Source organism: Pseudomonas sp. P7779 (assembly GCF_013386315.1).
GTDB lineage: Bacteria > Pseudomonadota > Gammaproteobacteria > Pseudomonadales > Pseudomonadaceae > Aquipseudomonas.
In genome coordinates this window covers 1-24,041 of record NZ_JACARZ010000105.1, presented here as the reverse complement: position 1 = coordinate 24,041, position 24,041 = coordinate 1, and the positions used below count along the sequence as shown (strand labels likewise).

Here is a 24,041-nt window from a genome sequence, read left to right as displayed (position 1 = left end):
GCCCCCCTTGCCTACTGTCAGAATTCACAGTTCGAACCTTAAAAACCGCGCCACCCGACGAGTGGCGCGTTGCGATCCGAGTTAAAAACCCTCCAGTTCCGCCATCAAATCACTCAACCGATCCACCTTCTCGGCGCTGATCTCATTCGCCGCCAGCCCGTCGATATACCCCGCCAACGCCTCCACCGTGCTGCACTCGAACATCGCCCGCAACGGCACATCCCGCTGCAGCGTCTTCTGCACCCGTGAAGCTATCTGCGTGGCCAGCAACGAATGCCCGCCCAGTTCGAAGAAGTTGTCCTGCACGCCGACGCGCTCGACCTTGAGCACCTCGGCCCAGATCCCGGCCAGCGTCTGCTCCAGCTCATTGCGCGGCGCCAGATATTCCTGGCTGTGCAACTGGCCGATCTCCAGTGCCGGCAAGGCCTTGCGGTCCAGCTTGCCGTTGGCGTTCAGCGGCAACCGGTCGAGCCACAACCAATGCAACGGCACCATGTATTCCGGCAGCTCGGCCCGCAGGCGTTGCTTGATGCGATCGAGGCGCTCACCCGGGTTGAGCTGCGCATCCGCCGCCACCAGGTAGCCCACCAGATGCTTGCCGTTGACGCCCTCCTGCACGCCCACCGCCGCATCCCGCACTTCAGGCTGCTCATGCAGGCGCGCTTCGATTTCACCCAGCTCGATCCGGTAACCGCGAATCTTCACCTGGTGGTCGATGCGCCCGACGTACTCCAACACACCGTCGCTGCGACGGCGGGCCAAATCCCCTGTTCGATACAACCGGTCCGCACCCAATGGATTCGGCACAAACGCTTGCGCCGTGCGCAGCGGATCGCTGACATAACCACGACCCACGCCCGTCCCGGCCACGCACAACTCGCCAACCGCGCCTTGGGGCACCAATTCCAGCGCGCCATCCAGCAGGTACAACCGGTTGTTGTCGGTCGGCGTACCAATCGGCAGATAAGTGCCACGGGTCGACGCCAGGTCGACGCGGAAGAACGCCACGTCGTCCGAACATTCCGCCGGGCCATACGCGTTGACCAGGCCAATCTGCGGATAACGCAGCAACCACTGGTGCGCCAGTTCCGGCGGCATCGCTTCACCCGTCGGCAGCATCCAGCGCAAGCCATCCAGGCTCATGCGGTCCTGGGCGAGCATGCCCTGGATCAGTGACGGCACGCTTTCCAGCACGGTAATGCCCTGGGCCTGGACGTGAGCGAGCAAGCCTTGCGGATCATGGGCAATGGTATTTGGCACAATGTCCACCCTCGCCCCGAACAGCGGCGCCGCGAGGAACTGCCACACCGAGATATCGAAACTTTGCGAGGCGGTCTGGGCGATCACATCGTGCTCAGTCAGTTGCAGATACGGCACCTTGCTCAACTGGTTATTGAGCATGCCGCGCTGTTCGACCATCACGCCCTTGGGCAGGCCAGTGGAGCCCGAGGTGTAGATCACGTAGGCCAGGTTATCCGGCGCACTGTAGATGCCCGGGTTCTGCTCTGAACCCACCAGCTCCTCCCACACCAGCAGCCTCGGTCGCGAGCCACAGGCAAACTCTTCCAGCAACAGATCCGCCTGTTCCCGACAAGCCTCGGTGCACACCAGCAACGGCGTACGACTGAGGTCGATGATCCGGCTCAAGCGCTGGGTCGGCAGCCCCGGATCCAGCGGCAAGTAACCCGCGCCGGCCTTGAAGCTGCCGATGATCATGCCCAGCAAATCCAGATTACGTTCAGCCAGCAACGCCACCGGTTGGTCCAGCCCGACACCCGCGGCAATCAGCGCATGACCCAGGTGGTTACTGCGCCGGTTCAGCTCAGAGTAGGTCCATTGCTGATCCAGGCAACTGGCGGCAATCCGCTGTGGATGCTGTGCCACCTGGGCTTCGAACAGCTCGATGTAACTGCGCTCCAGCGGATATTCATGCTCGCTCTGGTTGCAGCCGTCCACCAGGAACTCACGCTCCTGCTCGCCAATCAGCGGCAAGTCGGCCATGTCGCCATGGAAGCCCTGCACCAGCGCCAGCAGCAGCCGCTTGAATTCAGCGAGCATGCCTTGCACGGTGGTTTCATCGAAATAACGCTGGTCGTAGGACAGGTGCAAGCCCAGGTCATCGCCCGGGTAGCACACGGCCGTCAGCGGGAAGTTGGTGTGGGTGCGACCGGAATCCGAGGTGGCATTCAGGCTTTGCGCACGGTCCAGTACCGAGACTTCCACCGGGGCGTTCTCGAACACGAACAGGCTGTCGAACAGCGGCTGGCCTTTCGGCAATTCGCTGTGCTCCTGGATGGTCACCAGCGGCAGGTACTCGTACTCGCGCAGTTGCATATTGCTGTCGAGCAGGCCGCTCAACCATTGGCGCACGCTGCACTGCTGATCGTCCTCCGGCAGCTTGACCCGCAAGGCGATACTGTTGATAAACAGCCCGACGGTGCGCTGCATCTCGGGCATTTCTACCGGGCGCCCTGCCACGGTGACGCCGAACAGCACGTCGCGATCGCCACTCAAGCGCCGCAGCACCAGGGCCCATGCCGCCTGGGCGAAGGTGTTCACCGTCAATTGATGAGCCTGGGCCAGCTCGCGCAATTGCGCGCCGTCGTGCACATCCAGGCGGGTGTAGCAGTCGCCTACCACCATGCCGCCGCTGTGGCCGGCATGCTCGCGCAGGAACGGCCGGTCGCTCGGAATCGGTGTGGTGCGTTCGAACCCTTGCAGGTTCTGCTGCCACCACTGGTGCGCCTCGGCGAGGTTCTGGCGTTGCAGCCAGGCGATGTAATCGCGGTAACGCGGTGGCGTCGCCAGTTGCGCTTCGCGACCTTCGCCGAGGGCCATGTAGATGTCGAAGAAATCGTTCATCAGCAGCGAGCGGCACCACGCATCGATCAGAATGTGGTGGTTGCTCATCATGAACCAGTAGCGGGCTTCGCCTACGCGGATCAGCCGCAGGTGGAATGGCGCCTGGTTAAGCAGATCGAAACCGGCTTCACGCTCGCTTTTCAGCAACGCTTGCAGGCGCGGTTCCTGCTCGCTTTCCGGCTCCTGGCTCCAGTCGAGGTACTCGATCGGCGTGCTGCCGGGCTTGTGGATAACCTGCAACATGTCTTCGCCGACGTTCCAGCAGAACGAGGCGCGCAAGGCTTCATGACGGGCGATCACCGCCTGCCAGGCCTGGGCGAAACGCTCGGGGTCCAGGGCGCTGTTGATGCGGTAGCGGTCCTGCATGTAGTAGAGGCCGGTGCCCGGTTCCAGCAGGGTGTGCAGCAGCAAGCCTTCCTGCATCGGGGTCAGCGGGTACACGTCTTCGATGGTATTGGCCGGCACCGGCAGCGCATCGAGTTGCCCCTGGGTCAGGTGCGCCAGCGGGAAGTCCGACGGCGTAAGGCCGCCCGCGTCTGCCTTGAGGCAATGTTCGATCAGGCTTTGCAGTTCCGCCAGGTAAGCGTCCGCCAGTTCAGCGATGGTCTGGCTGTGGTGACGCTCGCGGCTGAAGGTCCAGCGCAGCACCAGCTCACCGCCGTACACCTGGCTGTCGACACTCAGCGCGTTGGGCAACGGCGCGTCCGGGTCGTGGGCGATCCCGGCGGACTCGTCCAGCGGGTGGAACAGTGCGTCGGCGCCAAAGCTCTGGTCGAACTGGCCGAGGTAATTGAAGGTGATACTGGCGCTCGGCAACGCGGCCATGGTCTGGCGGCACAGGTCGTCGGCCAGGTAGCGCAGCACGCCATAACCCAACCCCTTGTGGGGCACGCCGCGCAGTTGCTCCTTGATCGCCTTGATCGAGGCGCCCTGCCCGGCGGCCTCTTCGATATGCAGCGGGGTCAGGCGCAGCGGGTAGGCGCTGGTGAACCAGCCGACGCTGCGGGTCAGGTCGATCTCGTCGAATAGCGGTTCGCGGCCGTGGCCTTCCAGCTGGATCAATGCGGATTCATGGCCACTCCAGCGGCACAGCACACGGGCCAGGGCCGTCAGCAGCAAATCGTTGACCTGGGTGCGGTAGGCACTTGGTGCCTGCTGCAACAACTGGCGGGTGCGCTCGGCATCCAGGCGCACGCTGACGGTATCCGCGTCGCGATTGCGCAGCGAACCCTGTGGGCGATCCACCGGCAATTCAACGGCAGGGCCGGCCAACTGTTGCTGCCACACGTGCAGCTCCTCACGCAGGGATTCGCTGCCGGCATACGCCTGCAACCGCGCCGCCCAGTCGCGCAAGGCGCTGGTCTTGGCCGGCAGGTTGACCGGCTGGCCGTCGCTCAACTGGCGATACACGGTCTGCAAATCTTCCAGCAATACCCGCCAGGAAACGCCGTCCACCACCAGGTGATGGATCGCGATCAGCAGCCGGCGCTGGCCTTGCGGGCCGTCCACCAGTAACGCGCGCAACAACGGGCCATGGGCGAGGTTGAGGCTGCGCTGGGTGTCGGTGAACAGCGCGCTGCACTGCTCCATGTCCGCCACCTGGGCTTGCAACAGCAGGCCGCCTTCCGGCACCGCCAAGTGTTCGGCGTGCCATTGGGCGTCGCGCTGGGTGAAGCTCAGGCGCAGGGCGTCGTGATGTTCCAGCACCGCCAGCAACGCTTGCTCCAGGCGATGAGGTTCCAGGGCCTGAACCGGCTCCAGCAGCAATGCCTGGTTCCAGTGTTGGCGCTCCGGGATGTCGGTGTCGAAGAACCAGTGCTGGATCGGCGTCAGCCCGGACGCGCCGGTCAACACGCCTTGTTCGGCGCTGACCTGCTCGCTGCGGGTCGCCACGGCGGCCAGGGTTTGCACGGTCTGGTGCTGGAACAAATCACGCGGGCTGAAATGAATCCCCGCCTGCCGGGCCCGGCTGACCACCTGGATCGACAGGATAGAGTCGCCGCCCAACTCGAAGAAGTTGTCGTCAAGGCCTACCTGTTGCACGTTCAGTACCGCGCACCAGATGGCCGCCAGGGTTTGCTCCAGCTCGTTGCGCGGCGCCACGTACTGTTGACGATTCGCCTCGGGGTCCGGCTGCGGCAAGGCGCGGCGGTCGAGTTTGCCGTTGGCGGTCAGCGGCATGCTGTCGAGAACGATCAGGTGCGCGGGCACCATGTAGTCCGGCAGCTGCGCTTTCAAATGCGCCTTGAGGGATTCACGCAGTGCACCGTGCTCTTCGTCGCTGACCAGATAGGCCACCAACTGCTTGCCGCTCGGTGAGTCCAGCGCCAACACCACCGCTTCACGCACCGCCTCGTGTTCCAGCAGGCGGGTTTCAATTTCTCCCAGCTCGATGCGGAAACCACGAATCTTCACTTGATGGTCGATACGACCGAGGTATTCCACCAGGCCATCGGCACGCTGGCGCACCAGGTCACCGGTGCGATACAGGCGACCGCCATTCGTGGCAAACGGATCCGCGACAAAGCGCTCCGCGGTCATGCCCGGACGCTGGTGATACCCTTGGGCCAGGCCGGCACCGCCGACGCACAACTCGCCGGTCGCGCCTTGCGGCACCAGCGCCAGATCCGCATCCAGAATGTAGGCCACACGCGCGCCGATGATGCTGCCGATCGGCACGCTGCCGGCGCCCTCTTCCAGGGCTTCCGGGGCCAGGCTGGCCAACGGCATCACCACGGTTTCAGTCGGGCCATAGGCGTTGAAAAACAGCGCCGGCTTGAATGCCGCGCGAATGCGCTGCAAGTGTTCGCCAGTCAGGGCCTCACCGCCGGTGATGCACATGCGCACCGCCAGGGTCTGGTCTTGCGTGGCCAGCCATTGCGCCAACTGGCTGCCATAGCTTGGGGTGAAGCCCAGGATATTGATGCGGTGCCGACGAATCAGCCCGCAGATTTCTTCCGCGTCCCACTGGCCCTGGGCCCGCAACACCACCTGGGCACCACTGAGCAACGGCACCAGCAGACGCTCGGTGGCAGCGTCAAAGTTGATGGAATAGAAGTGCAGCTCGCAGTCATCCGGGCGCATGCCGAAGCGCTCGATCACCGCCTGGCAATGCATGGCGATTTCGCCGTGGGACACCACCACGCCCTTGGGCTTGCCGGTGGAACCGGAGGTGTAGATCAAGTAGGCCTGATGTTGCGGCAGGCTGATGAAAGGCAACTCGCTTGCCGGGTAGTCCGCCAGGGTCAGCAGGTCATCTTCCAGGCACCAGCGGCCGACACTCTCAGGCAGTTCGCCCAATGCGTCGAACATCGCGGCATCGCTGAGCAACAGGCCGATGCCACTGTCTTCGATCATGTAGTGCAGGCGGTCCAGCGGGTATTCCGGGTCCAGCGGCACATAGGCGCCGCCGGCCTTGAGGATTGCCAGCAGGCCAACCACCATCTCCAGCGAACGCGGCAACGCCAGGCCGACCCGCACCTGCGGGCCCACGCCGCGCTCGCGGAGCATCCAGGCCAGGCGATTGGCACGGCTGTCGAGTTCGCTGTAGCTCAGGGTCTGCCCGGTAAAGGTCAACGCCGGTGCATCGGCACGGGCCAGGGCCTGCTCGCTGAACAGGTGATGGATGCACTGGTCGAGGCGATGCTCGCCAGCCTCAATGCCAAGGCTGTCTCGCAGGGCGCGCTGTTCGCCAGCCTTCAGCAACGGCAACTCACTCAGGCGCTGTTGCGGATCGCCGAGCAAGGCTTCCAGCAGGTTTTGCCAATGCGCCGCCATGCGCGCAATACGCGGCTCGTCGAACAGGTCGGTGCTGTAGGTCAGGCAGCAACCCAGGCGATGATCGAGGTCGGTGACCTCCAGGTTGAGGTCGAACTTGGTGGCGCGGGCATCGTTGGCCAGGTATTCGACGGTCATCCCGGCCAGGGTGCGGCTTTGCTGGAATTCCCAGCGCTGCACGTTGCACATCACCTGGAACAGCGGGTTGTACGCCGCGCTGCGGGTTGGTTGCAGGGCCTCCACCAGATGGTCGAACGGCAGGTCCTGATGGGACTGGCCTTCGATCACGGTGTGGCGAACCTGGTCAAACAGTTCGCCGACACTCATCTGCCCGTTGAGCTGGCAACGCAGCACCTGGGTGTTGAGAAATGCGCCGATCAGCCCTTCGCTTTCCGGGCGAATCCGGTTGGCCACCGGCGCACCGATGCGCAGGTCAGTCTGGCCGCTGTAGCGGTAGAGCAATACCGCGAGGGTGGCGGTCATGGTCATGAACAGGGTCAGGCCGCGTTCGGCGTTGAAGGCACGCACGCGGGCGGCGAGGTCGTCGCTCAAATCGAAACGGTACAGCTCGCCCTGGTGACTTTGCACCGGCGGCCGCGGACGGTCGGCCGGCAGTTCCAGCAGCGGATGTTCGGTGCCCAGTTGCGCGGTCCAGTAATCCAGTTGGCGCTGGCGTTCGCCGGACTCCAGCCACTGGCGCTGCCACACGCTGTAGTCGAGGTACTGCACCGGCAGCGGCGCCAGTGGTGATTCGCGGTCGTCGATGAACGCTTCGTACAGCGCGCTGAGTTCACGGGCAAAGATGTCCATGGCCCAGCCTTCGGTGACGATATGGTGCAGGGTCAGCACCAGGTAATGTTCCTGCTCGCCGGCCTTGACCAGGCAGGCGCGCAGCAGTGGACCGGTCTCCAGATTGAACGGCGTGTGGGCTTCATGATCGGCCAGTTGCTGCACACGCCGTTGCCGCTCGGCCTCACTGAACGCCGAGAAATCCTGCCAATCCATGCGCACGCCGGTTTGCGCCGCAACCTTCTGCTGCGCCACGCCATTGATGCTCGGGAAAGTCGTGCGCAGGGTTTCATGACGCATGATCAAGGCCTGCAACGCCGCCTCGAAACGGCCCACGTCCAGCACCCCGCGAAAGCGCGCCATGCCGCCGACGTTATACGCCGGGCTGTCGGGCTCCATCTGCCAGAGGAACCACATGCGCTGCTGGGAATAGGACAGTGGCACCGGTTGGCTGCGGTCGACCTTGCCGATGGCCAGCTGTTGGTTACGTTGCCCGGCGGCCTGGATCAGCCGGACCTGCTCGGCGAAAGCCCCCAGCTCGCTGGCGTCGAACAGCGTGCGCAACGGCAGTTCGACGTCACAGGCCTGGCGGGTGCGGGAGATGATTTGCGTCGCCAGCAACGAATGGCCGCCAAGGGCGAAGAAGTCGTCCCGCAGGCCGATGCGTGGCAGCGCCAGGACTTCACGCCAGATCGCGGCGATTTGCTGTTCCAGCGCTGTTTCAGGTTCGACGTGTTCACGTACCTGCCACACCGGTTCCGGCAAGGCGCGGCGATCCAGTTTGCCGCTTGGGCTCAGGGGCATCGCGTCCAGGCGCATCAACTGCGCCGGGACCATGTACTCCGGCAGCTCGGCGGCCAGGGCGGTTTTTACGTCCTGTTCATCCAACGGTTCGCTGGCGGTGTAGTAACCGATCAACTGCGCACCGGCTGCGGTTTCCCGCACCAGCACCACCGCTTGGGCGATGCCGTCGAGAGCCAGCAGGCGGGCTTCGATTTCTTCAGGCTCGACACGGAAGCCACGCAGTTTGACCTGCTGATCCAGGCGCCCGAGATATTCCAGCACACCGTCGGTGCTCCAGCGCACGCGGTCACCGGTGCGATACAGGCGTGCGCCCGCCTCACCCAGCGGGTCGGCGACAAAGCGTTCGGCGGTCAGCCCCGCACGCCCGAGGTAACCCCGGGCCAGGCCGATGCCACCGATGCACAACTCACCCGGCACACCCGCCGGCAGCGGCTCGAACTGATCATCCAGCACCCGGCAAATCACATTGCCCAGCGGCCGGCCAATCGGCGAACGCTCGCCGTCCTCGGCCTGGCAATGCCAGTGCGTCACGTTGATCGCGGTTTCGGTGGGGCCATACCGATTGTGCAACTGCACCGCCGGCAACTGCGCCAGCACCCGGTTGCGCAACTCGGCAGGCAGCGCTTCACCGCCGGAGAACAGGCGACGCAGGCTGGTGCATTCGGCAGCCAACGGTTCGTCGACAAACAGCTGCAACAGCGGCGGCACAAAGTGCAGGGTGGTCACGCCGTGCTCCTGCACCAACTGCGCGATGCGATGGGGATCGCGATGCTCGCCGGGGCCGGCCAGCACCAGGCGGCAACCGGTGATCAGCGGCCAGAAACACTCCCACACCGACACGTCGAAACTGATGGGCGCCTTTTGCATCAGCACATCGGTTTCATCCAATTGGTAGGTGGCTTGCATCCACTGCAAGCGCTCGGCCAGCGCGGCATGGGTGTTGCCCACGCCCTTGGGCTGGCCGGTGGAGCCGGAGGTGTAGATCACATAGGCGAGGTTGTCGCCATTGAGGTGCAAACCCGGCGCGTGGGTCGGCCAACTGTCGAGCTTGAGGCTGTCCATGGCGATGACGCACACGCCTTGCGCCGTGGGCAGTTGTTCCAGCAGTGAAGTCTGGGTCAGCAGCAGTTGCACGCCGCTGTCCTTGAGCATGTAGGCCAGGCGTTCGGCGGGATAATCCGGGTCCAGCGGCACATAGGCGCCGCCGGCCTTGATGATTGCCAGCAGGCCGATCAGCAGTTGCGGCGAACGCTCGGCGGCGATGGCCACGCACACGTCCGGGCCCACGCCCTTGTCCCGCAGGTAATGGGCCAGGCGGTTGGCCTGGGTGTGCAATTGCGCGAAGGTCAGGCTGCCGTCCTGCCACACCAGTGCGGTGCGTTCCGAGACGTGTTGGTTGAGTTGTTCCGGCAGCCAGCGCTGCGCCGGTGTGCACGGCGCAGCGCTCCACTGCTGTTGTTGGCGCTGCTCGTCGACGTGCAACAGCTTCAGGTCGCCGATGGCCTGTTGTGGTTGCTCGCAAATGGCTTGCAGCAGGTTGATGAAGTGCCCGGCCAGGCGCTCGATGGTGGCGGCGTCGAACAGCTCATCGGCGTAGTCGAACGACAGGCTCAGGCGCCCGTTGCGGTCTTCTTCAGTGTGCAGTTGCAGGTCGAACTTGGCTTCGCGGCTGTGCCATGCCAGCTCGTCGGCAAGCAGGCCCGGCAAGCGGCGCAAGGCGCCGAGGTCACGTTGCTGGTGGTTGAACATCACCTGGAACAGGCCTTGTTCCCGAGCTTGGGGGAAGGCTTCCAGCAGTTGTTCGAAAGGCAGGTCCTGATGGGCCTGGGCGCCCAGCGCTGCGGTGCGGGTTGCCGTCAGCAACTCGGCGAAGGGCAGGCGCGCATCCAGTTCGGCGCGCAGTACGAGGGTGTTGATAAAGAACCCGATCAGGCCTTGGGTTTCCTGGCGCGGACGGTTGGCGTTGGGCACACCGATGCGGATATCGCGCTGGCCGCTGTAGCGATAGAGCAGGCTCTGGAACGCCGCGAGCAACAGCATGAACGGCGTGGATTCGTGGCTTTGGGCAGTCTTGCGAATGGCTTCGCCGAGGCTCGCGCTCACACGCACACTGTGACGCGAGGCACTGCGCAGGTGCTGCGCCGAACGCGGGTGATCGGTGGCCAGGCTCAGGGTTGGGTGCTCGTCGCCCAGTTGTTGTTTCCAGTAAGCCAGTTGCCGCTGGCCCTCGCCTTCGGCCAGCCACTGGCGCTGCCAACTTCCGTAGTCGGCGTATTGCAGGGCCAGCGCTGGCAGTTCCAGGGGTTGGCCCTGGGACGCAGCGGCGTACAGTCGCGAGAATTCGTCGATCAACACGTTCAGCGACCAGCCGTCCGCGATGATGTGGTGCAGGGTCACCAGCAGTTGGTGGTCTTCGTCATCCAGGCGTACCAGCGTTACCCACAGCAGCGGGCCTTTCTCCAGGTCGAACTGGGTGCGGGCTTCGTCTTCACGAATCTGCTTGGCACGGGCTTCCCGCTCGGCGGCAGGCAAATCGCTGAGGTCGATGACTTGCAGATCGAAATCAGCCTTGGCGTCGACCCGCTGGAAGGCCTGGCCATCGCGCTCGAAGAAGCGCGTACGCAGGGCTTCGTGGCGCTGGATCAGTTGCTGGAAGGTTGCGCGCACCGCGTCTTCATCCAGCTCGCCGCGCAACCGCAAGGCGCCGGGAATGGTGTAGGCGCTGCTGTGCGGGTCGAGTTGCCAGGTGATCCACAAGCGGTTTTGCGCGAGGGATTGCGGCAGGTCTTCCTGTCGCGACAACCCATGGATTGCGCCTTGGGCCACGCCGCCGTCCTGCTGCAATTGCCCGACGCTGGTGGCGAAGGCAGCCAGGGTGGGCGCTTCGAACAACAGGCGCAGGTTCAGTTCCAGGCCGAGGGTTTCCCGCAGCTGGGCGACGACCTGGGTGGCGCTGATGGAGTTGCCCCCCAGCAGGAAGAAGTGATCGTCGGCGGCGACCTGCGTCACCTGCAATTGCTCGCACCAGATCGCGGCAATCCGGCTTTGCAGCTCGGACGCCAGCACCGCATCACCCGCCTGCGCTTGCACGCCAGGGAACTGCGCATAACTGTCGAGGCTGCCGTCCGCCAGGCGTGTGCGGCAGGCCGAGCGCTGCACCTTGCCGCTGGACGTTTTCGGCAAGCCACCGGGGTTGAGCAGCACCACCACGCTCGGCGCTTCCTGGCAGGCTTCGGCCACCGCCTGGCGAATCGCCTTGATCAGTGCCTCCGGCGGCAGGATTTTCTGCACGCTGCGGCTGATTTCGGCGGCGATGCCAATGCCTTCCAGGCCCTGGTCATTCACCGCGAACGCGGCGACCCGGCCCTTGCGCACCACTTCCACTTCGCGCTCGATGGCTTGCTCGATGTCCTGGGGATACAGGTTGTGGCCCCGCACGATCAGCAGGTCTTTCAGCCGGCCGGTGATGAACACTTCACCTTCGCGGATAAACCCGAGGTCGCCGGTCCGCAGCCAGGTACGGCCTTCGTGCTGGACGAAAGTCTTGGCGGTGGCTTCAGGGTTGCGCCAGTAGCCGTGGGCGATGCTCGGGCCGGTGGCCCAGATTTCACCGACGGCATTGTCGGGGAGCGTCGCCAGGGTGGCGGGGTCGGCAATCAGCACCGCGTGCTCGGGCTGGCTGGTGCCGCAACTCATGATCGCCGCGCCCTGACCGGGCTCGGCGCGATTGGCGGCCAGAGCCTGTTCGTCTAGGCGCACAGCCGGGATGCCCTGGCCACGGGTGCCGCCGGCAACGAACAAGGTGGCCTCCGCCAAGCCGTAGGAGGCGAAGAAATTGTTCGGGGTAAAACCGCAGGCGGCGAACTTCTCGGCGAAGCGTTCGAGGGTGTCGAGGCGGATCGGCTCGGAGCCGGAGTACGCCACGCGCCACTTGCTCAAATCCAGGCGATCCAATGCCGATTCGCTGACTCGCTCGCTGCACAAGCGATAGGCGAAGTCCGGCCCGCCGCTGATGGTGCCGCCGTATTCGCTGATCGCTTCGAGCCAGCGCAATGGCCGGCCAAGGAAGTACGCCGGCGACATCAATACGCACGGCACACCGCTGAAGATCGGCTGCAGCAGCCCGCCGATCAGGCCCATGTCGTGGTACAGCGGCAACCAGCTGACGATCACGTCGTCGGGGTTCAGGTCGATGCCGAAGCCGCGACGGATCAGCAATTCGTTGGCCACCAGGTTGCCGTGGGTCACTTGCACGCCCTTGGGCAACGCAGTGGAGCCGGAGGTGTATTGCAGGAAGGCGATGTCATCGTCCTGCAAGTTGGGCGCGACCCAATTGCTCGCGATTTCGGCATTGAGGCTGTCAACGCACAGCAACTGCGGCGCGCCTTCGAGTTGCGCCAGCGAATCACCGAGGCTAGACGTGGTCAGCAGCAACCGCGGCTCGGCGTCTGCAATGATCGACAGCAGCCGCTCCTGATGATGACGGCGGGCGGACTCCGGCGGATAGGCCGGCACCGCGATGACCCCGGCGTACAGGCAACCAAAGAACGCCGCGACGTAATCCGGCCCGCTGGGGAACAGCAGCACCGCACGATCGCCCCGCCCGGCGTCGGCCTGCAAGGCGGCGGCGATGGTGCGGGCGCGCAGGTCGAGGTCGCGGTAACTGAGGACAACGCTCTGTTCGGCCGTCTCGGCAAGGAAGCGCAACGCCAGTCGATCCGGGGTTTGCGCGGCGCGGCGTTGAAGGGACTGAACCAGGGTGCGGGGAAGTTCGAAGGCGTCCATCATGGGGTTCCTGCCTGAAATCGGCTTACTGGGAAATCGGGGAATGTGTGGCCGGGGGGGCTTGTTCAGCCGGTTGCCCGGGCCATCTGCCGCGCGGCGTCATTGCGCCAGCGGGCCAGGTGTTCGTCGGCGTAACGCCGCACACAGCGCAGTACGGAACTCTCGTGCTGCACCAGGAAGAAGTGGTGACCGTCGAACATGTCGAGGGAGAAACCGCTGGCGGTGTCTTGCTGCCAGTCCAGCAGTTGATCGGCGCGCACCGTGTCCTGCTTGCCGCCGAATACATGGATGGGCAGGCTCAGCGGCTCACGCTCGCCGTATTCGAAACTGCCGCACAGCAGGAAGTCGGCCCGCAGGATCGGCAGCATCAACTGCATCAGTTCGGCGTTGGCCAGCACGTCTTCGCCCGTGCCCTTGAGTTCCCGCAGGCGGGCGATCAGTTGTTCGTCGTTTTTCTCGATGGCGTATTCGCTGACATCGCGACAGGCCGGGCCGGCGGTACCCGAGGCAAACAGCGCCAATGGCGGCGGCGCACCCCGTTCGCGCAGGGCATGGGCCAGCTCGAAGGCCAGCAGGCCGCCGAGGCTGTGGCCGAACAAGGCGTAGGGGCCGTCCAGCTCGGCGCGGATCTCATCAGCCAGTTGCCCGGCCAGGTTTTTGATATCGCGCTGCAACGGCTCGTCCATGCGCATGCCGCGCCCCGGCAACTCCAGCGGCCGCACCTGCAACCACTCCGGCAGCGCACGCCGCCAGCGGCTGTAGACCATGGCGCTGGCGCCGGAGTAAGGCAGGCAAAACAGGCGTAATCGAGCCGGCGTGTTCATTTCAGACCACTCCCGCTCACACGATAAAAACCCATTTTGTCCTCCTCCAGGCGCTGATCCTTGGCCGGTTTGTTAACTGGCCTTTCACCCATGAGAACGGATGGCACCGGGAAATAATTAGTCAGCGAGACGCCGTTCACACCTCTCGATAAAGCATAAGATTAGTTCGTCTTCTCATTTGACAATCATTATCATTAAGCATAATTTGTTGCCCGATGTGTAGGAGGCCTCAGCAAGGACGCCCTCCCCCAACCTTCTCTTGCAACAAGGTGATTTCCATGACGGAACAAGTATCCACAGGCAGGTGCGACTCACCCCTACTCCAGGCCTTCGTCGACAATCGACTGATCCTGGTCAAGATCGCAGCGCGTATTACCGGCTGCCGATCCCGCGCCGAAGACGTGGTGCAAGACGCCTACTTCCGGTTGCAATCGGCCCCCACCATCACGTCATCGTTCAAGGCGCAGCTCAGTTACCTGTTCCAGATCGTGCGCAACCTGGCTATTGATCACTACCGCAAGCAGGCGCTGGAGCTGAAATATTCCGGCACGGAAGAGGAAGGCTTGAATGTGGTTATTCACGGCGCTTCACCTGAGACCTCGCACATCAACTTTTCGACGCTGGAGAACATTGCCGACGCCTTGACCGAGTTGCCTCAGCGCACGCGTTACGCGTTTGAGATGTACCGGCTACACGGGGTGCCGCAGAAGGATATTGCCAAGGAGCTGGGGGTTTCACCGACGTTGGTGAACTTTATGATTCGCGATGCGCTGGTGCATTGCCGGAAGGTTTCCGGGACCCATAGCGACACGTTTGCGCGGCGGGCCTGACGCGCCACACATCCCATGTGGGAGCGGGCTTGCTCGCGAAAGCGGTGGATCAGTCACACATGCATTGACTGACACTGCGCTTTCGCGAGCAAGCCCGCTCCCACATTTGATCTTCGTGCACTCAGATTTTTTGCTCAGTCAAACCAACCCACACCGCTCAAAAAACCGTTCCCGCCCCAGAATCATCAACGCCGCCCGCTTATGAGGAAAATCAAACTCCTTCTCACAGTGGAAACACTGATTCTGCATATGCCCAATCATCTTCCCGTTATCCGCCCGAGGCTCAGCCACCACACGCTGCGTACGCGGATCATCGAGAAACAAGTAATGCACCAGCGCCGACAACCAGCTCGCTACCTTGTGCGGACCACGGTGGTGCTCTTCGCCCACCAGCATATGAATCCCGCGATCGTAATCCGCCGCGTCATAAAACGGCGCAACCCGATCCTCCTTCGCCCAATACGCCTCGAAATAAGCAAACGGCTCATCATCGAAACAGCCAATCAACGTCAACGCATGGGGATCCGCTTCCAGCTTGTCCAGATACTCCCGATGCTGTTCCAGGCTGCCAGTTTCCTGCCAGAAATTCGCCACCCGCGCACTGTTCTGCCAACGATTGAAGCGCGCCAGATCAACATCAATCTCCACCGTACGCAGTGAAATCCACGCCCCCAGCCGCGCATCAAACCGCCGATACACCTCGCCCCGCGGCTTCGGTGCACGGGCAGGATGACGCTTGCCACCGCTGATGATCATCTGCTGCGGATAAGTCCCCGTGAGAGATTGCCCCAGCCACGGTTGCGGCAACTGCCAGAACAACGTGCGCTCGCAATGAAACTGCCCGGCAACCCCGGTCGCCACCAGCAACCCACTGCGCAAGGCATCTTCCGGCGCATGCTCAAGACACCAGACCAGTCGCTGACGCCCGGGCTCCCTGGCAAACAGCCAATAACACGCCGCCCACAAGGCACGGGCAGCCGGCACACTGGCGGGCTCCTGCAAATGCACCTGCACCTCATCACCCCGCTCAAGGCGCAGGCGAATCAGCGGCTGGCCCTCAAGGGTGAGGCTCAGGCGGCTATCAGTTTCATCAGCATTCAGGGCGGGTCCCGCCGGCAAGGGCAGCACAAACAGGTCATTCAGATTGGACATGGGATGGGCTCACGAATCGTCGACAGTTCAACAAGTGACGTGAGCCGAGGGCAAAAATTTAGACGATCACGGTACCGGCATTACATCGATGCGGTAAGGCTCGAAGATCTTCAGCAACTGGCCGTTGTCCCTCAGCTGCTTGAGCAGCCCGGCGAACGCCGGCCCCGTGATCGGCGCCTTGGGCCGCAGCAACGCATAGTGGTGGTACACCTGGTCGATCCGCTCGGACACCAGGAACTGCCCCGCCGTATCGGCATTGCGCACCAGGAAATCGCTGAGGTAGGAACGCGTCACCAGGGCAATGTCGGCCCGGCCCCGGGCGACCATCAGCAGGTTGCTGTCGTGGGAATAGGTCAAGGTGGCGTTGAAGTGCTCCGCCATGTACTTGGGGTCGGGATTGAAGTTGGCGAACGCGTAGTGATAGCCGCTGAACACCGCCAGGCGCTTGCCGGTCAGGTCGGCGAAATACGATTGGTCGCGACCGGGCTCCTGCTGGGCCACGAAGATTTCCGCATCCTCCAGGCCCATGTCGACATCGGTGTGGGCAATATCCTGCCAGCCCCACTTGGGGTTTTCGAAGATCGCCATGTCCACCCGACCTTGCTGGAAGTCGCGAAAACGCCGGGGAATCGAGGTGGGTACCAGCACAAACTGGTAGTCGGTTTGCAGGGCGTTCAAGGCTTCCACCAGTTGCGGCAGCAACCCGGTGTCGGCACCCTGCTCCGGGCGCACGGTGTATGGCGGGAAATGCGCAGCACCGACCCTCACCAGTTGGGCGGCCGAGGCAGGCATCAGCCACAGTGCGCCAAGTGCCCATATTGAGAGTCCTGCAGCCAATCGCCAAGGCGAAAACATCAAGGCACACACCGTCGAAAACTTTGATCCCGCTAAGCTAGGCGTTTTTGTCTATCGAGACAACTTTCTGCCACACAATTAATAGCTTGCGCGAAAGGGCTAGTCAGCTTTCAACACCATCAGCAAGGCTTCGTCGGCCAGTTGCTCCAAGGTCATGCTGCCCTGGGCGCGAAACCAGGTGGTGGTCCAGGACAAGGCGCCCGTCAGGAAACGCCGCGTGATAAACACATCGCCCTTGATGTAACCGGCGTTTTTCGCCTCCCCCAGCACCTGCAACCAGATCTCTTCGTAGATATCGCGCAAGGCCAGCACCTGGGCCTGGCCCTCGGCCGACAGGGAACGCCATTCATACACCAGCACCGCCATGGCCTCGCCACTGCCGCCCATGATCGACTGCAATTCGCAACGAATCAGCGCCAGCACCCGCTCGCGCACGTTGCTCGCCTCGGCCAGGGAAGCGCGCATCAGGGCGGTGTTGTAGTGGATGGTTTCCTCCATCACCGCCCGCAGGATTTCGTCCTTGCTCTTGAAGTGATGAAAGATGCTGCCGGACTGGATCCCGACCGCGCCGGCCAGGTCACGCACGGTGGTGCGCTCAAAACCCTTGTTGCGAAACAGGTGGGCCGCGGTTTGCAGCAGCTTGCCACGGGCACTGTCGGGGTCGGTCAATTGGCCGGCGTCGACCATGGCGCGCATCACCCGCAGGGCTTTTTGCTCATCCATGCTGCTCTCCTTAACTTCTGGTTACGTCTTGGGCGGCAATTTAGGCCGTGGCAGCCAACCAAGCAAGCGCTTGGGGCAAAGTTATGACCAGAGTTTACAAACCAAGCGCTTGCTTGGTAGTGTGGGTGCCAGCAAACCAGAGGAAGGACGCCCCATGAACAAGACGGTACGCATCGGCTGCGCCAGCGCCTTCTGGGGCGACACCTGCACCGCCGCTGCGCAGTTGGTGCACGGCGGCACGCTGGATTACCTGGTGTTCGACTACCTGGCGGAAGTCACCCTGTCGATCCTCGCCGGAGCGCGAATGAAAGATCCCCAGGCCGGCTATGCCACGGATTTCGTCGAGGTGCTGACGCCGCTGCTGGCGGATATCCAGCGCCAGGGCATCCGCGTGATCAGCAACGCCGGCGGGATCAACCCCCAGGCCTGCGCCGCCGCGTTGCAGGCGGCCTGCGACCAGGCCCGAATCCCGTTGAAGATCGCCGTACTGCTGGGGGATGACCTGCAACCGCAGTTCAAGCAACTGCACGGCGTCACCGACATGTTCAGCGGCGCGCCCTTGCCGCCGATGTGCGTATCCACCAACGCCTACCTCGGCGCGCCCGGCATCGTGCAGGCGCTGGAGCTGGGTGCCGATATCGTGATAACCGGCCGTGTGGTGGACAGCGCGGTGGTCAGCGCGGCGCTGGTGCATGAGTTCGACTGGTCCTGGCAGGACTACGACCGCCTGGCCCAGGCGGCATTGGCCGGGCATATCATCGAATGCGGCGCGCAGTGCACCGGCGGCAACTTCACCGATTGGCGGGAGGTGCCGGACTACGAACACATCGGTTTCCCGATTGTGGAGGTCAGTGCCGACGGCCAGTTCACCGTCAGCAAGGTCGAGGGCACCGGCGGACTGATCAGCGAACTGAGCGTCGCCGAGCAACTGCTGTATGAAATCGGCGACCCGCGCGCCTACCTGTTGCCCGACGTGATCTGCGACTTCAGCCAGGTCAAGCTCCGGCAACAAGGCAAAAACCGCGTGCACCTGCACGGCGCCAAAGGCCTGCCGCCCACCGACCAATACAAAGTCAGCGCCACCTACCCGGATGGTTTTCGCTGCACCGCCAGTTGCCTGATCGCCGGGATCGACGCGGTGGCCAAGGCCGAGCGGGTCAGCCAGGCGATCATCAACAAGACCTCAGAGCTGTTCAGCCAGCGCGGCTGGGCGCCCTACACCGACATCAACATCGAACTGCTGGGCAGCGAAGCCACCTACGGCCCCCATGCCCAACGCCAGGACTGCCGCGAAGTGGTGGTGAAACTGGCGGTGCGTCACCCCAGCAAACAGGCGCTGGTGCTGTTCGCCCGGGAGATTGCCCAGGCGGCCACCGGCATGGCGCCGGGGCTCACCGGAATCGTCGGCGGGCGACCCACGGTGTACCCGCTGATTCGGTTGTTTTCATTCCTGATCGATAAAAGCGCCTGCCAATTGCAGGTCGACTTCCTTGGCGAACGGCATGCCTGCGAATTGCCCGTCACCAAACCGCTGAACACCTCGATCGCATTGATCGACCCGCCCAAACCCCAAGGCCGCGCCGACGCCAACGTGCCGCTGGTCAAGCTGGCCGTGGCCCGCTCCGGCGACAAGGGCAACCACAGCAACATCGGGGTGATCGCCCGCGAGCCCGACTACCTGCCGTGGATCGCCGAGGCACTGACGCCCGAAGTGATCGTCGACTGGATGAGCCACGTGCTCGACCCGATCCACGGCCGCGTCGAGCGCTGGTATTTGCCCGGCAGCCACAGCCTGAACTTCCTGCTGGAAAACGCCCTGGGTGGCGGCGGGATTGCCAGCCTGCGCATCGATCCCCAAGGCAAGGCCTTCGCCCAGCAACTGCTGGAAATCCCGATTGCCGTGCCGCAGCACATTGCCGATCAATTCACTTAAAGGACCCGCGCCGTGGCCTTCGACTCGATCTTCAAAGCCGACCTGTTCCAGGGGCAGACCATCATCGTTACCGGCGGCGGCAGTGGCATTGGCCGTTGCACCGCCCACGAGCTGGCAGCCCTCGGCGCCCATGTGATCCTGGTGGGGCGCAAGCCGGAAAAACTGCAAACGGTGGCGGCGGAGATCAGTGAGGACGGCGGTCGCGTCAGCTGGCAGGCCTGCGATATTCGTGATGAAGAAGCGGTCAAGGCACTGGTCGGCCAGGTCCTGCAGGAGCACGGCCCGATTCATGGCCTGGTGAACAACGCCGGCGGCCAGTACCCCTCGCCGCTCGCGTCGATCAACCAGAAGGGCTTTGAAACCGTGTTGCGCACCAACCTGGTGGGCGGTTTCCTGATGGCCCGGGAAGTGTTCAACCAGAGCATGAGCAAGCACGGCGGATCCATCGTCAACATGCTCGCCGACATGTGGGGCGGCATGCCCGGCATGGGGCACTCCGGTGCGGCACGTTCGGGCATGGACAACTTCACCAAGACCGCCGCCTTTGAATGGGGTTACGCGGGGGTGCGGGTCAACGCCGTGGCGCCGGGCTGGATTGCCTCCAGCGGCATGGACACCTACGAAGGCGCATTCAAGGCGGTGATCCCGACCTTGCGCGAGCATGTACCGCTCAAGCGCATCGGCACCGAATCGGAAGTCAGCGCGGCGATTGTGTTCTTGCTCAGCCCCGCCGCCGCGTTCGTCAGCGGCAGCACCTTGCGCATCGACGGCGCCGCCAGCCTGGGCAGCCGCGCCTGGCCGCTGCACAAGGCGCAACCGCCGAGCGTGTCCTTTAATGGTTTCCACCGGGCTTACTTGCCGGACGTGCTCAAGGAGGAGAAATAAGCCATGCCGGTGATCGACTCGCAACTCGACGCCCACAGCCCGCAATTCGCGCAGAACCGCGAAGCGATGCTCACGGGCGTCAATCAATTGCGCCAGCTGGAGCAAAACCTGCTGGGCAAGGCCGCCGAAGCCAAGGCCAGGTTCGACAAGCGCGGGCAACTGCTGCCACGGGAACGCCTGAATTTATTGCTCGACCCCGGCGCGCCGTTCCTCGAACTGGCGAGCCTGGCCGGCTACAAACTGCACGATGACAAAGACGGCAGCGCCGCTGGGGGCGGGTTGATCGCCGGCATCGGCTACGTCAGCGGCGTGCGGATGCTGGTGGTGGCCAACAACAGCGCGATCAAGGGCGGGACCATTTCCCCCTCGGGCCTGAAAAAATCCCTGCGCCTGCAACAGATCGCCATGGAAAACAAACTGCCGGTGGTGACGCTGGCAGAAAGCGGCGGCGCCAACCTCAACTACGCCGCCGAGATTTTCGTCGAAGGCGCCCGCAGCTTCGCCAACCAGGCGCGGATGTCGGCCATGGGCCTGCCGCAGATCACCGTGGTGCATGGCTCGGCCACGGCGGGCGGCGCTTATCAGCCGGGTCTTTCGGATTACGTGGTGGTGGTGCGTGGCAAGGCCAAGCTGTTCCTGGCCGGCCCGCCGCTGCTCAAGGCCGCCACCGGCGAAGTCGCCACCGATGAAGAACTGGGCGGCGCCGAGATGCATGCGCAAACCGCCGGCACCGCTGAATACCTGGCGGAAAACGACGCTGACGGCGTGCGCATCGTGCGTGAGATTGTCAGCCTGTTGCCGTGGGATGACCGCTTGCCGCCTGTGCCAAAGCGCGCTTACAGCGAGCCGCTGTACCCGATTGACGAGCTGTTGGGGCTGATCCCCGACGATCCGAAAAAGCCCTACGACGTGCGCGAAATCCTCGCGCGGTTGGCGGACGCTTCCAACTTCCTCGAATTCAAGGGCGAGTTCGACCCGCACACCGTCTGCGGCCACCTGCATATCCAGGGCCGCGCCTGTGGCTTTATCGGCAACAACGGGCCGATCACCCCGAAGGGTGCGAGCAAGGCCGCGCAATTTATCCAGCTGTGCGACCAGAGCCAGACACCGCTGCTGTTCTTCCACAACACCACCGGCTTCATGGTGGGCACCGAGTCGGAACAGCAAGGCGTGATCAAGCACGGCGCGAAGATGATCCAGGCGGTGGCCAATGCCCGGGTGCCGAAACTGACCATCGTCGTCGGCGGCTCCTATGGTGCCGGCAACTATGCGATGTGCGGCCGTGGGCTCGACCCGCGTTTTATCTTCGCCTGGCCCAACAGTCGCACCGCCGTGATGGGCGGCGCCCAGGCGGGCAAGGTGCTGCGGATCGTCACCGAAGCCAAGCAACTGAAAGACGGCCTGGTGCCCGACCCCAAGGTGCTCGACATGCTCGAACAGGTCACCGCACAGAAACTCGACAGCCAGTCCACCGCCCTTTATGGCAGCGCGAACCTGTGGGACGACGGGCTGATTGACCCACGGGATACACGGACCTTGCTCGGGTTTCTGCTGGACATCTGCCACGAGGCCGAGGTGCGGCAACTACAGCCCAACAGCTTTGGTGCAGCGCGGTTTTGATGATCGTTCCCACGCCCCGCGTGGGAATGCAGCCCGGGACGCCCCGCGTCCCCATAGGGAGAACAATAAAAATGATCTTCACCCAGGAACACGAAGCACTGCGTCGCACCGTCCGTGGCTTTGTCGAGCGCGAGATCAACCCGCATGTGGATGAGTGGGAAAAGGCCGGACGCTTTCCGATCCACGAGATCTTCCGCAAGGCCGGCGACCTCGGTTTGCTGGGTATTTCCAAGCCGGAAAAATTCGGTGGCATGGGCCTCGACTACAGCTACTCGATCGTCGCCGCCGAAGAGTTCGGCAGCATTCGCTGCGGCGGCATCCCGATGTCCATCGGCGTGCAGACCGACATGTGCACCCCGGCCCTCGCCCGCTTCGGCTCCGATGAATTGCGCGAAGAATTCCTGCGCCCGGCCATCAGCGGCGAACAGGTGGGCTGCATCGGCGTCTCGGAAACCGGCGCCGGCTCCGACGTGGCCGGGCTGAAAACCCATGCCCGCAAGGACGGCACCGACTACGTGATCAACGGCAGCAAGATGTGGATCACCAACTCCCCGAGTGCCGACTTTATCTGCCTGCTGGCCAACACCTCGGACGACAAGCCGCACATCAACAAGTCGCTGATCATGGTGCCGATGAACACCCCCGGCATCAGCGTCAGCCCGCCCCTGGAAAAGCTCGGCATGCACAGCTCGGAAACCGCCCAGGTGTTTTTCGACGACGTGCGCATCCCTCAGCGCAACCGCATCGGCCATGAAGGTGCGGGATTCATGATGCAGATGCTGCAGTTCCAGGAAGAGCGGCTGTTCGGCGCGGCCAATATGGTCAAGGGCCTGGAGTACTGCATCGACAGCACCATCGAGTACTGCAAGGAACGCAAGACCTTCGGCAAGGCGCTGATCGACAACCAGGTGATCCACTTCCGTCTGGCCGAACTGTCCACCGAAATCGAATGCCTGCGGGCGCTGGTGTACCAGGCCACCGAGCAGTACATCAAGGGCCAGGACGTGACGCGCCTGGCCTCCATGGCCAAGCTCAAGGCCGGCCGCCTGGGCCGGGAAGTCAGCGACAGTTGCCTGCAATATTGGGGCGGCATGGGGTTCATGTGGGACAACCCGGTGGCCCGGGCTTATCGCGATGTGCGGCTGGTGTCGATTGGTGGTGGGGCGGACGAGATCATGCTGGGGATCATCTGTAAATTGATGGGCACCCTGCCGGGGAGAAAGTCGTGAACACGTTGTTGCTGGAACCGCATAACGGGGTGCTGCATGTGACCCTCAATCGGCCGGACAGCCGCAATGCCATGAGCCTGGAAATGGTCAACGAACTGCGTGCGGTACTGGCCGATGTGGTTGGGGACAAGAGCGTGCGGGCGTTGGTTATCAGCGGCGCGGGTGGGCATTTTTCGGCCGGTGGCGATGTGAAGGACATGGCTCGCGCGGGAGCCGCGGGCGGCTTGCAGGCGTTGAACCGGGCGTTCGGTACGCTGTTGCAGGAAGTGGAGGCGCTGCCGCAGGTGGTGATTGTGGTGCTTGAGGGTGCCGTGCTGGGCGGCGGGTTTGGGTTGGTGTGTGTCAGTGATGTGGCGATTGCGGATCATCAGGCGCAGTTTGGGTTGCCGGAGACCGGCCTTGGGTTGTTGCCGGCGCAGATTGCCCCGTTCGTGGTGAAGCGTATCGGGCTGACCCAGGCGCGGCGGCTGGCTTTGACGGCGGCGCGGTTTGATGGGGTTGAGGCGCTGCGGTTGGGGTTGGTGCATTTTGTGGAGCACGATCCGCAGGCGTTGGCGGAGCGGCTGGATGAGGTGTTGGGGCAGGTTTTGCGGTGTGCTCCGGGGGCTAATGCGCGGACCAAGGCGTTGCTGCTGGCCAGTGGTGAGCAGGTTTTGGGGCCGTTGTTGGACCAGGCTGCCGAGTGGTTTGCCGAGGCGGTTTGTGGTGAGGAAGGGGTTGAGGGGACTCAGGCGTTTGTGCAGAAGCGCAGGCCGGGGTGGGCGCGATGAATCGGGGGCATATCCGTTATTTAGGTAACGGCGACTATTGGTTCCGCTCTTACAGCGGCTCACTTTTGAACAGCGCAAAAGTAAGCAAAACGCTCTTGCCCCACCACTCGGCACCTCGCCTAGGCTCGGTGTGCCCTCACTCCGGCTTTGGACCGTGGGCCGCCGTCATGGGCCATCCTTGGCCCAGGACGGCTAACCCGGCG

Annotated in this window: 11 protein-coding genes; 6 read left to right on the top strand and 5 right to left on the bottom strand. The window is 63.6% G+C overall.

The window, feature by feature from the left end; all coding sequences use genetic code 11:
- Positions 1–81 precede the first annotated feature (81 nt).
- Both HX869_RS26455 and HX869_RS26450 read right to left on the bottom strand, forming a co-directional pair.
- Entirely contained in the window at positions 82–13,020 is a 12,939-nt protein-coding gene (locus tag HX869_RS26455) for a non-ribosomal peptide synthetase (protein ID WP_178903899.1), read from the bottom strand.
- 62 nt (positions 13,021–13,082) lie between these two features.
- Positions 13,083–13,841, bottom strand: coding sequence for a thioesterase II family protein (locus HX869_RS26450; RefSeq protein WP_003209023.1), 759 nt, complete (start codon positions 13,839–13,841; stop codon positions 13,083–13,085).
- A gap of 278 nt (positions 13,842–14,119) precedes the next feature.
- On the opposite strand from HX869_RS26450, the gene HX869_RS26445 reads away from it, so the two are divergent.
- Entirely contained in the window at positions 14,120–14,671 is a 552-nt protein-coding gene (locus tag HX869_RS26445; RefSeq protein WP_003209024.1) for an RNA polymerase factor sigma-70, read from the top strand.
- A gap of 138 nt (positions 14,672–14,809) precedes the next feature.
- On the opposite strand, the gene HX869_RS26440 is transcribed toward HX869_RS26445, so the two are convergent.
- From HX869_RS26440 to HX869_RS26430, 3 genes are all read right to left on the bottom strand, one after another.
- Positions 14,810–15,823 (bottom strand): GNAT family N-acetyltransferase, encoded by a 1,014-nt coding sequence (locus HX869_RS26440; protein WP_178903898.1) that lies wholly within the window; start codon positions 15,821–15,823, stop codon positions 14,810–14,812.
- 66 nt (positions 15,824–15,889) lie between these two features.
- Positions 15,890–16,678, bottom strand: coding sequence for an ABC transporter substrate-binding protein (locus HX869_RS26435; protein WP_083853176.1), 789 nt, complete (start codon positions 16,676–16,678; stop codon positions 15,890–15,892).
- A 99-nt stretch (positions 16,679–16,777) separates the two neighbouring features.
- Positions 16,778–17,401, bottom strand: a complete 624-nt coding sequence (locus HX869_RS26430) for a TetR/AcrR family transcriptional regulator (RefSeq protein WP_177036859.1) — start codon at positions 17,399–17,401, stop codon at positions 16,778–16,780.
- 154 nt (positions 17,402–17,555) lie between these two features.
- On the opposite strand from HX869_RS26430, the gene HX869_RS26425 reads away from it, so the two are divergent.
- The 5 genes from HX869_RS26425 to HX869_RS26405 all read left to right on the top strand — a co-directional run bounded on the left by HX869_RS26425 (position 17,556) and on the right by HX869_RS26405 (position 23,838).
- Positions 17,556–19,334 (top strand): acyclic terpene utilization AtuA family protein, encoded by a 1,779-nt coding sequence (locus HX869_RS26425; RefSeq protein ID WP_178903897.1) that lies wholly within the window; start codon positions 17,556–17,558, stop codon positions 19,332–19,334.
- A 12-nt stretch (positions 19,335–19,346) separates the two neighbouring features.
- Positions 19,347–20,219 carry an SDR family oxidoreductase gene (locus HX869_RS26420; RefSeq protein ID WP_178903896.1) on the top strand — a complete coding sequence of 291 codons (873 nt, stop codon included), beginning with the start codon at positions 19,347–19,349 and terminating at the stop codon, positions 20,217–20,219.
- Positions 20,220–20,222: 3 nt separating this feature from the next.
- Positions 20,223–21,839 carry a geranyl-CoA carboxylase subunit beta gene (atuC, locus tag HX869_RS26415; RefSeq protein ID WP_008431693.1) on the top strand — a complete coding sequence of 539 codons (1,617 nt, stop codon included), beginning with the start codon at positions 20,223–20,225 and terminating at the stop codon, positions 21,837–21,839.
- 71 nt (positions 21,840–21,910) lie between these two features.
- Positions 21,911–23,068: a citronellyl-CoA dehydrogenase gene (gene atuD / locus HX869_RS26410; RefSeq protein ID WP_178903895.1), complete on the top strand. Its 1,158-nt coding sequence runs from the start codon at positions 21,911–21,913 to the stop codon at positions 23,066–23,068.
- Complete coding sequence (locus HX869_RS26405) at positions 23,065–23,838, top strand: enoyl-CoA hydratase-related protein (protein ID WP_178903894.1); 774 nt, start codon at positions 23,065–23,067, stop codon at positions 23,836–23,838. The genes atuD and HX869_RS26405 overlap by 4 nt, the downstream gene beginning before the upstream one ends.
- Positions 23,839–24,041: the final 203 nt, after the last annotated feature.

Coding starts and splice junctions, on each gene's coding strand:
- HX869_RS26455 (WP_178903899.1), bottom strand. CDS start 13,020: ATGATGGACGCCTTCGAACTTCCCCGCACCCTGGTTCAGTCCCTTCAA.
- HX869_RS26450 (WP_003209023.1), bottom strand. CDS start 13,841: ATGAACACGCCGGCTCGATTACGCCTGTTTTGCCTGCCTTACTCCGGC.
- HX869_RS26445 (WP_003209024.1), top strand. CDS start 14,120: ATGACGGAACAAGTATCCACAGGCAGGTGCGACTCACCCCTACTCCAG.
- HX869_RS26440 (WP_178903898.1), bottom strand. CDS start 15,823: ATGTCCAATCTGAATGACCTGTTTGTGCTGCCCTTGCCGGCGGGACCC.
- HX869_RS26435 (WP_083853176.1), bottom strand. CDS start 16,678: ATGTTTTCGCCTTGGCGATTGGCTGCAGGACTCTCAATATGGGCACTT.
- HX869_RS26430 (WP_177036859.1), bottom strand. CDS start 17,401: ATGGATGAGCAAAAAGCCCTGCGGGTGATGCGCGCCATGGTCGACGCC.
- HX869_RS26425 (WP_178903897.1), top strand. CDS start 17,556: ATGAACAAGACGGTACGCATCGGCTGCGCCAGCGCCTTCTGGGGCGAC.
- atuC (WP_008431693.1), top strand. CDS start 20,223: ATGCCGGTGATCGACTCGCAACTCGACGCCCACAGCCCGCAATTCGCG.
- atuD (WP_178903895.1), top strand. CDS start 21,911: ATGATCTTCACCCAGGAACACGAAGCACTGCGTCGCACCGTCCGTGGC.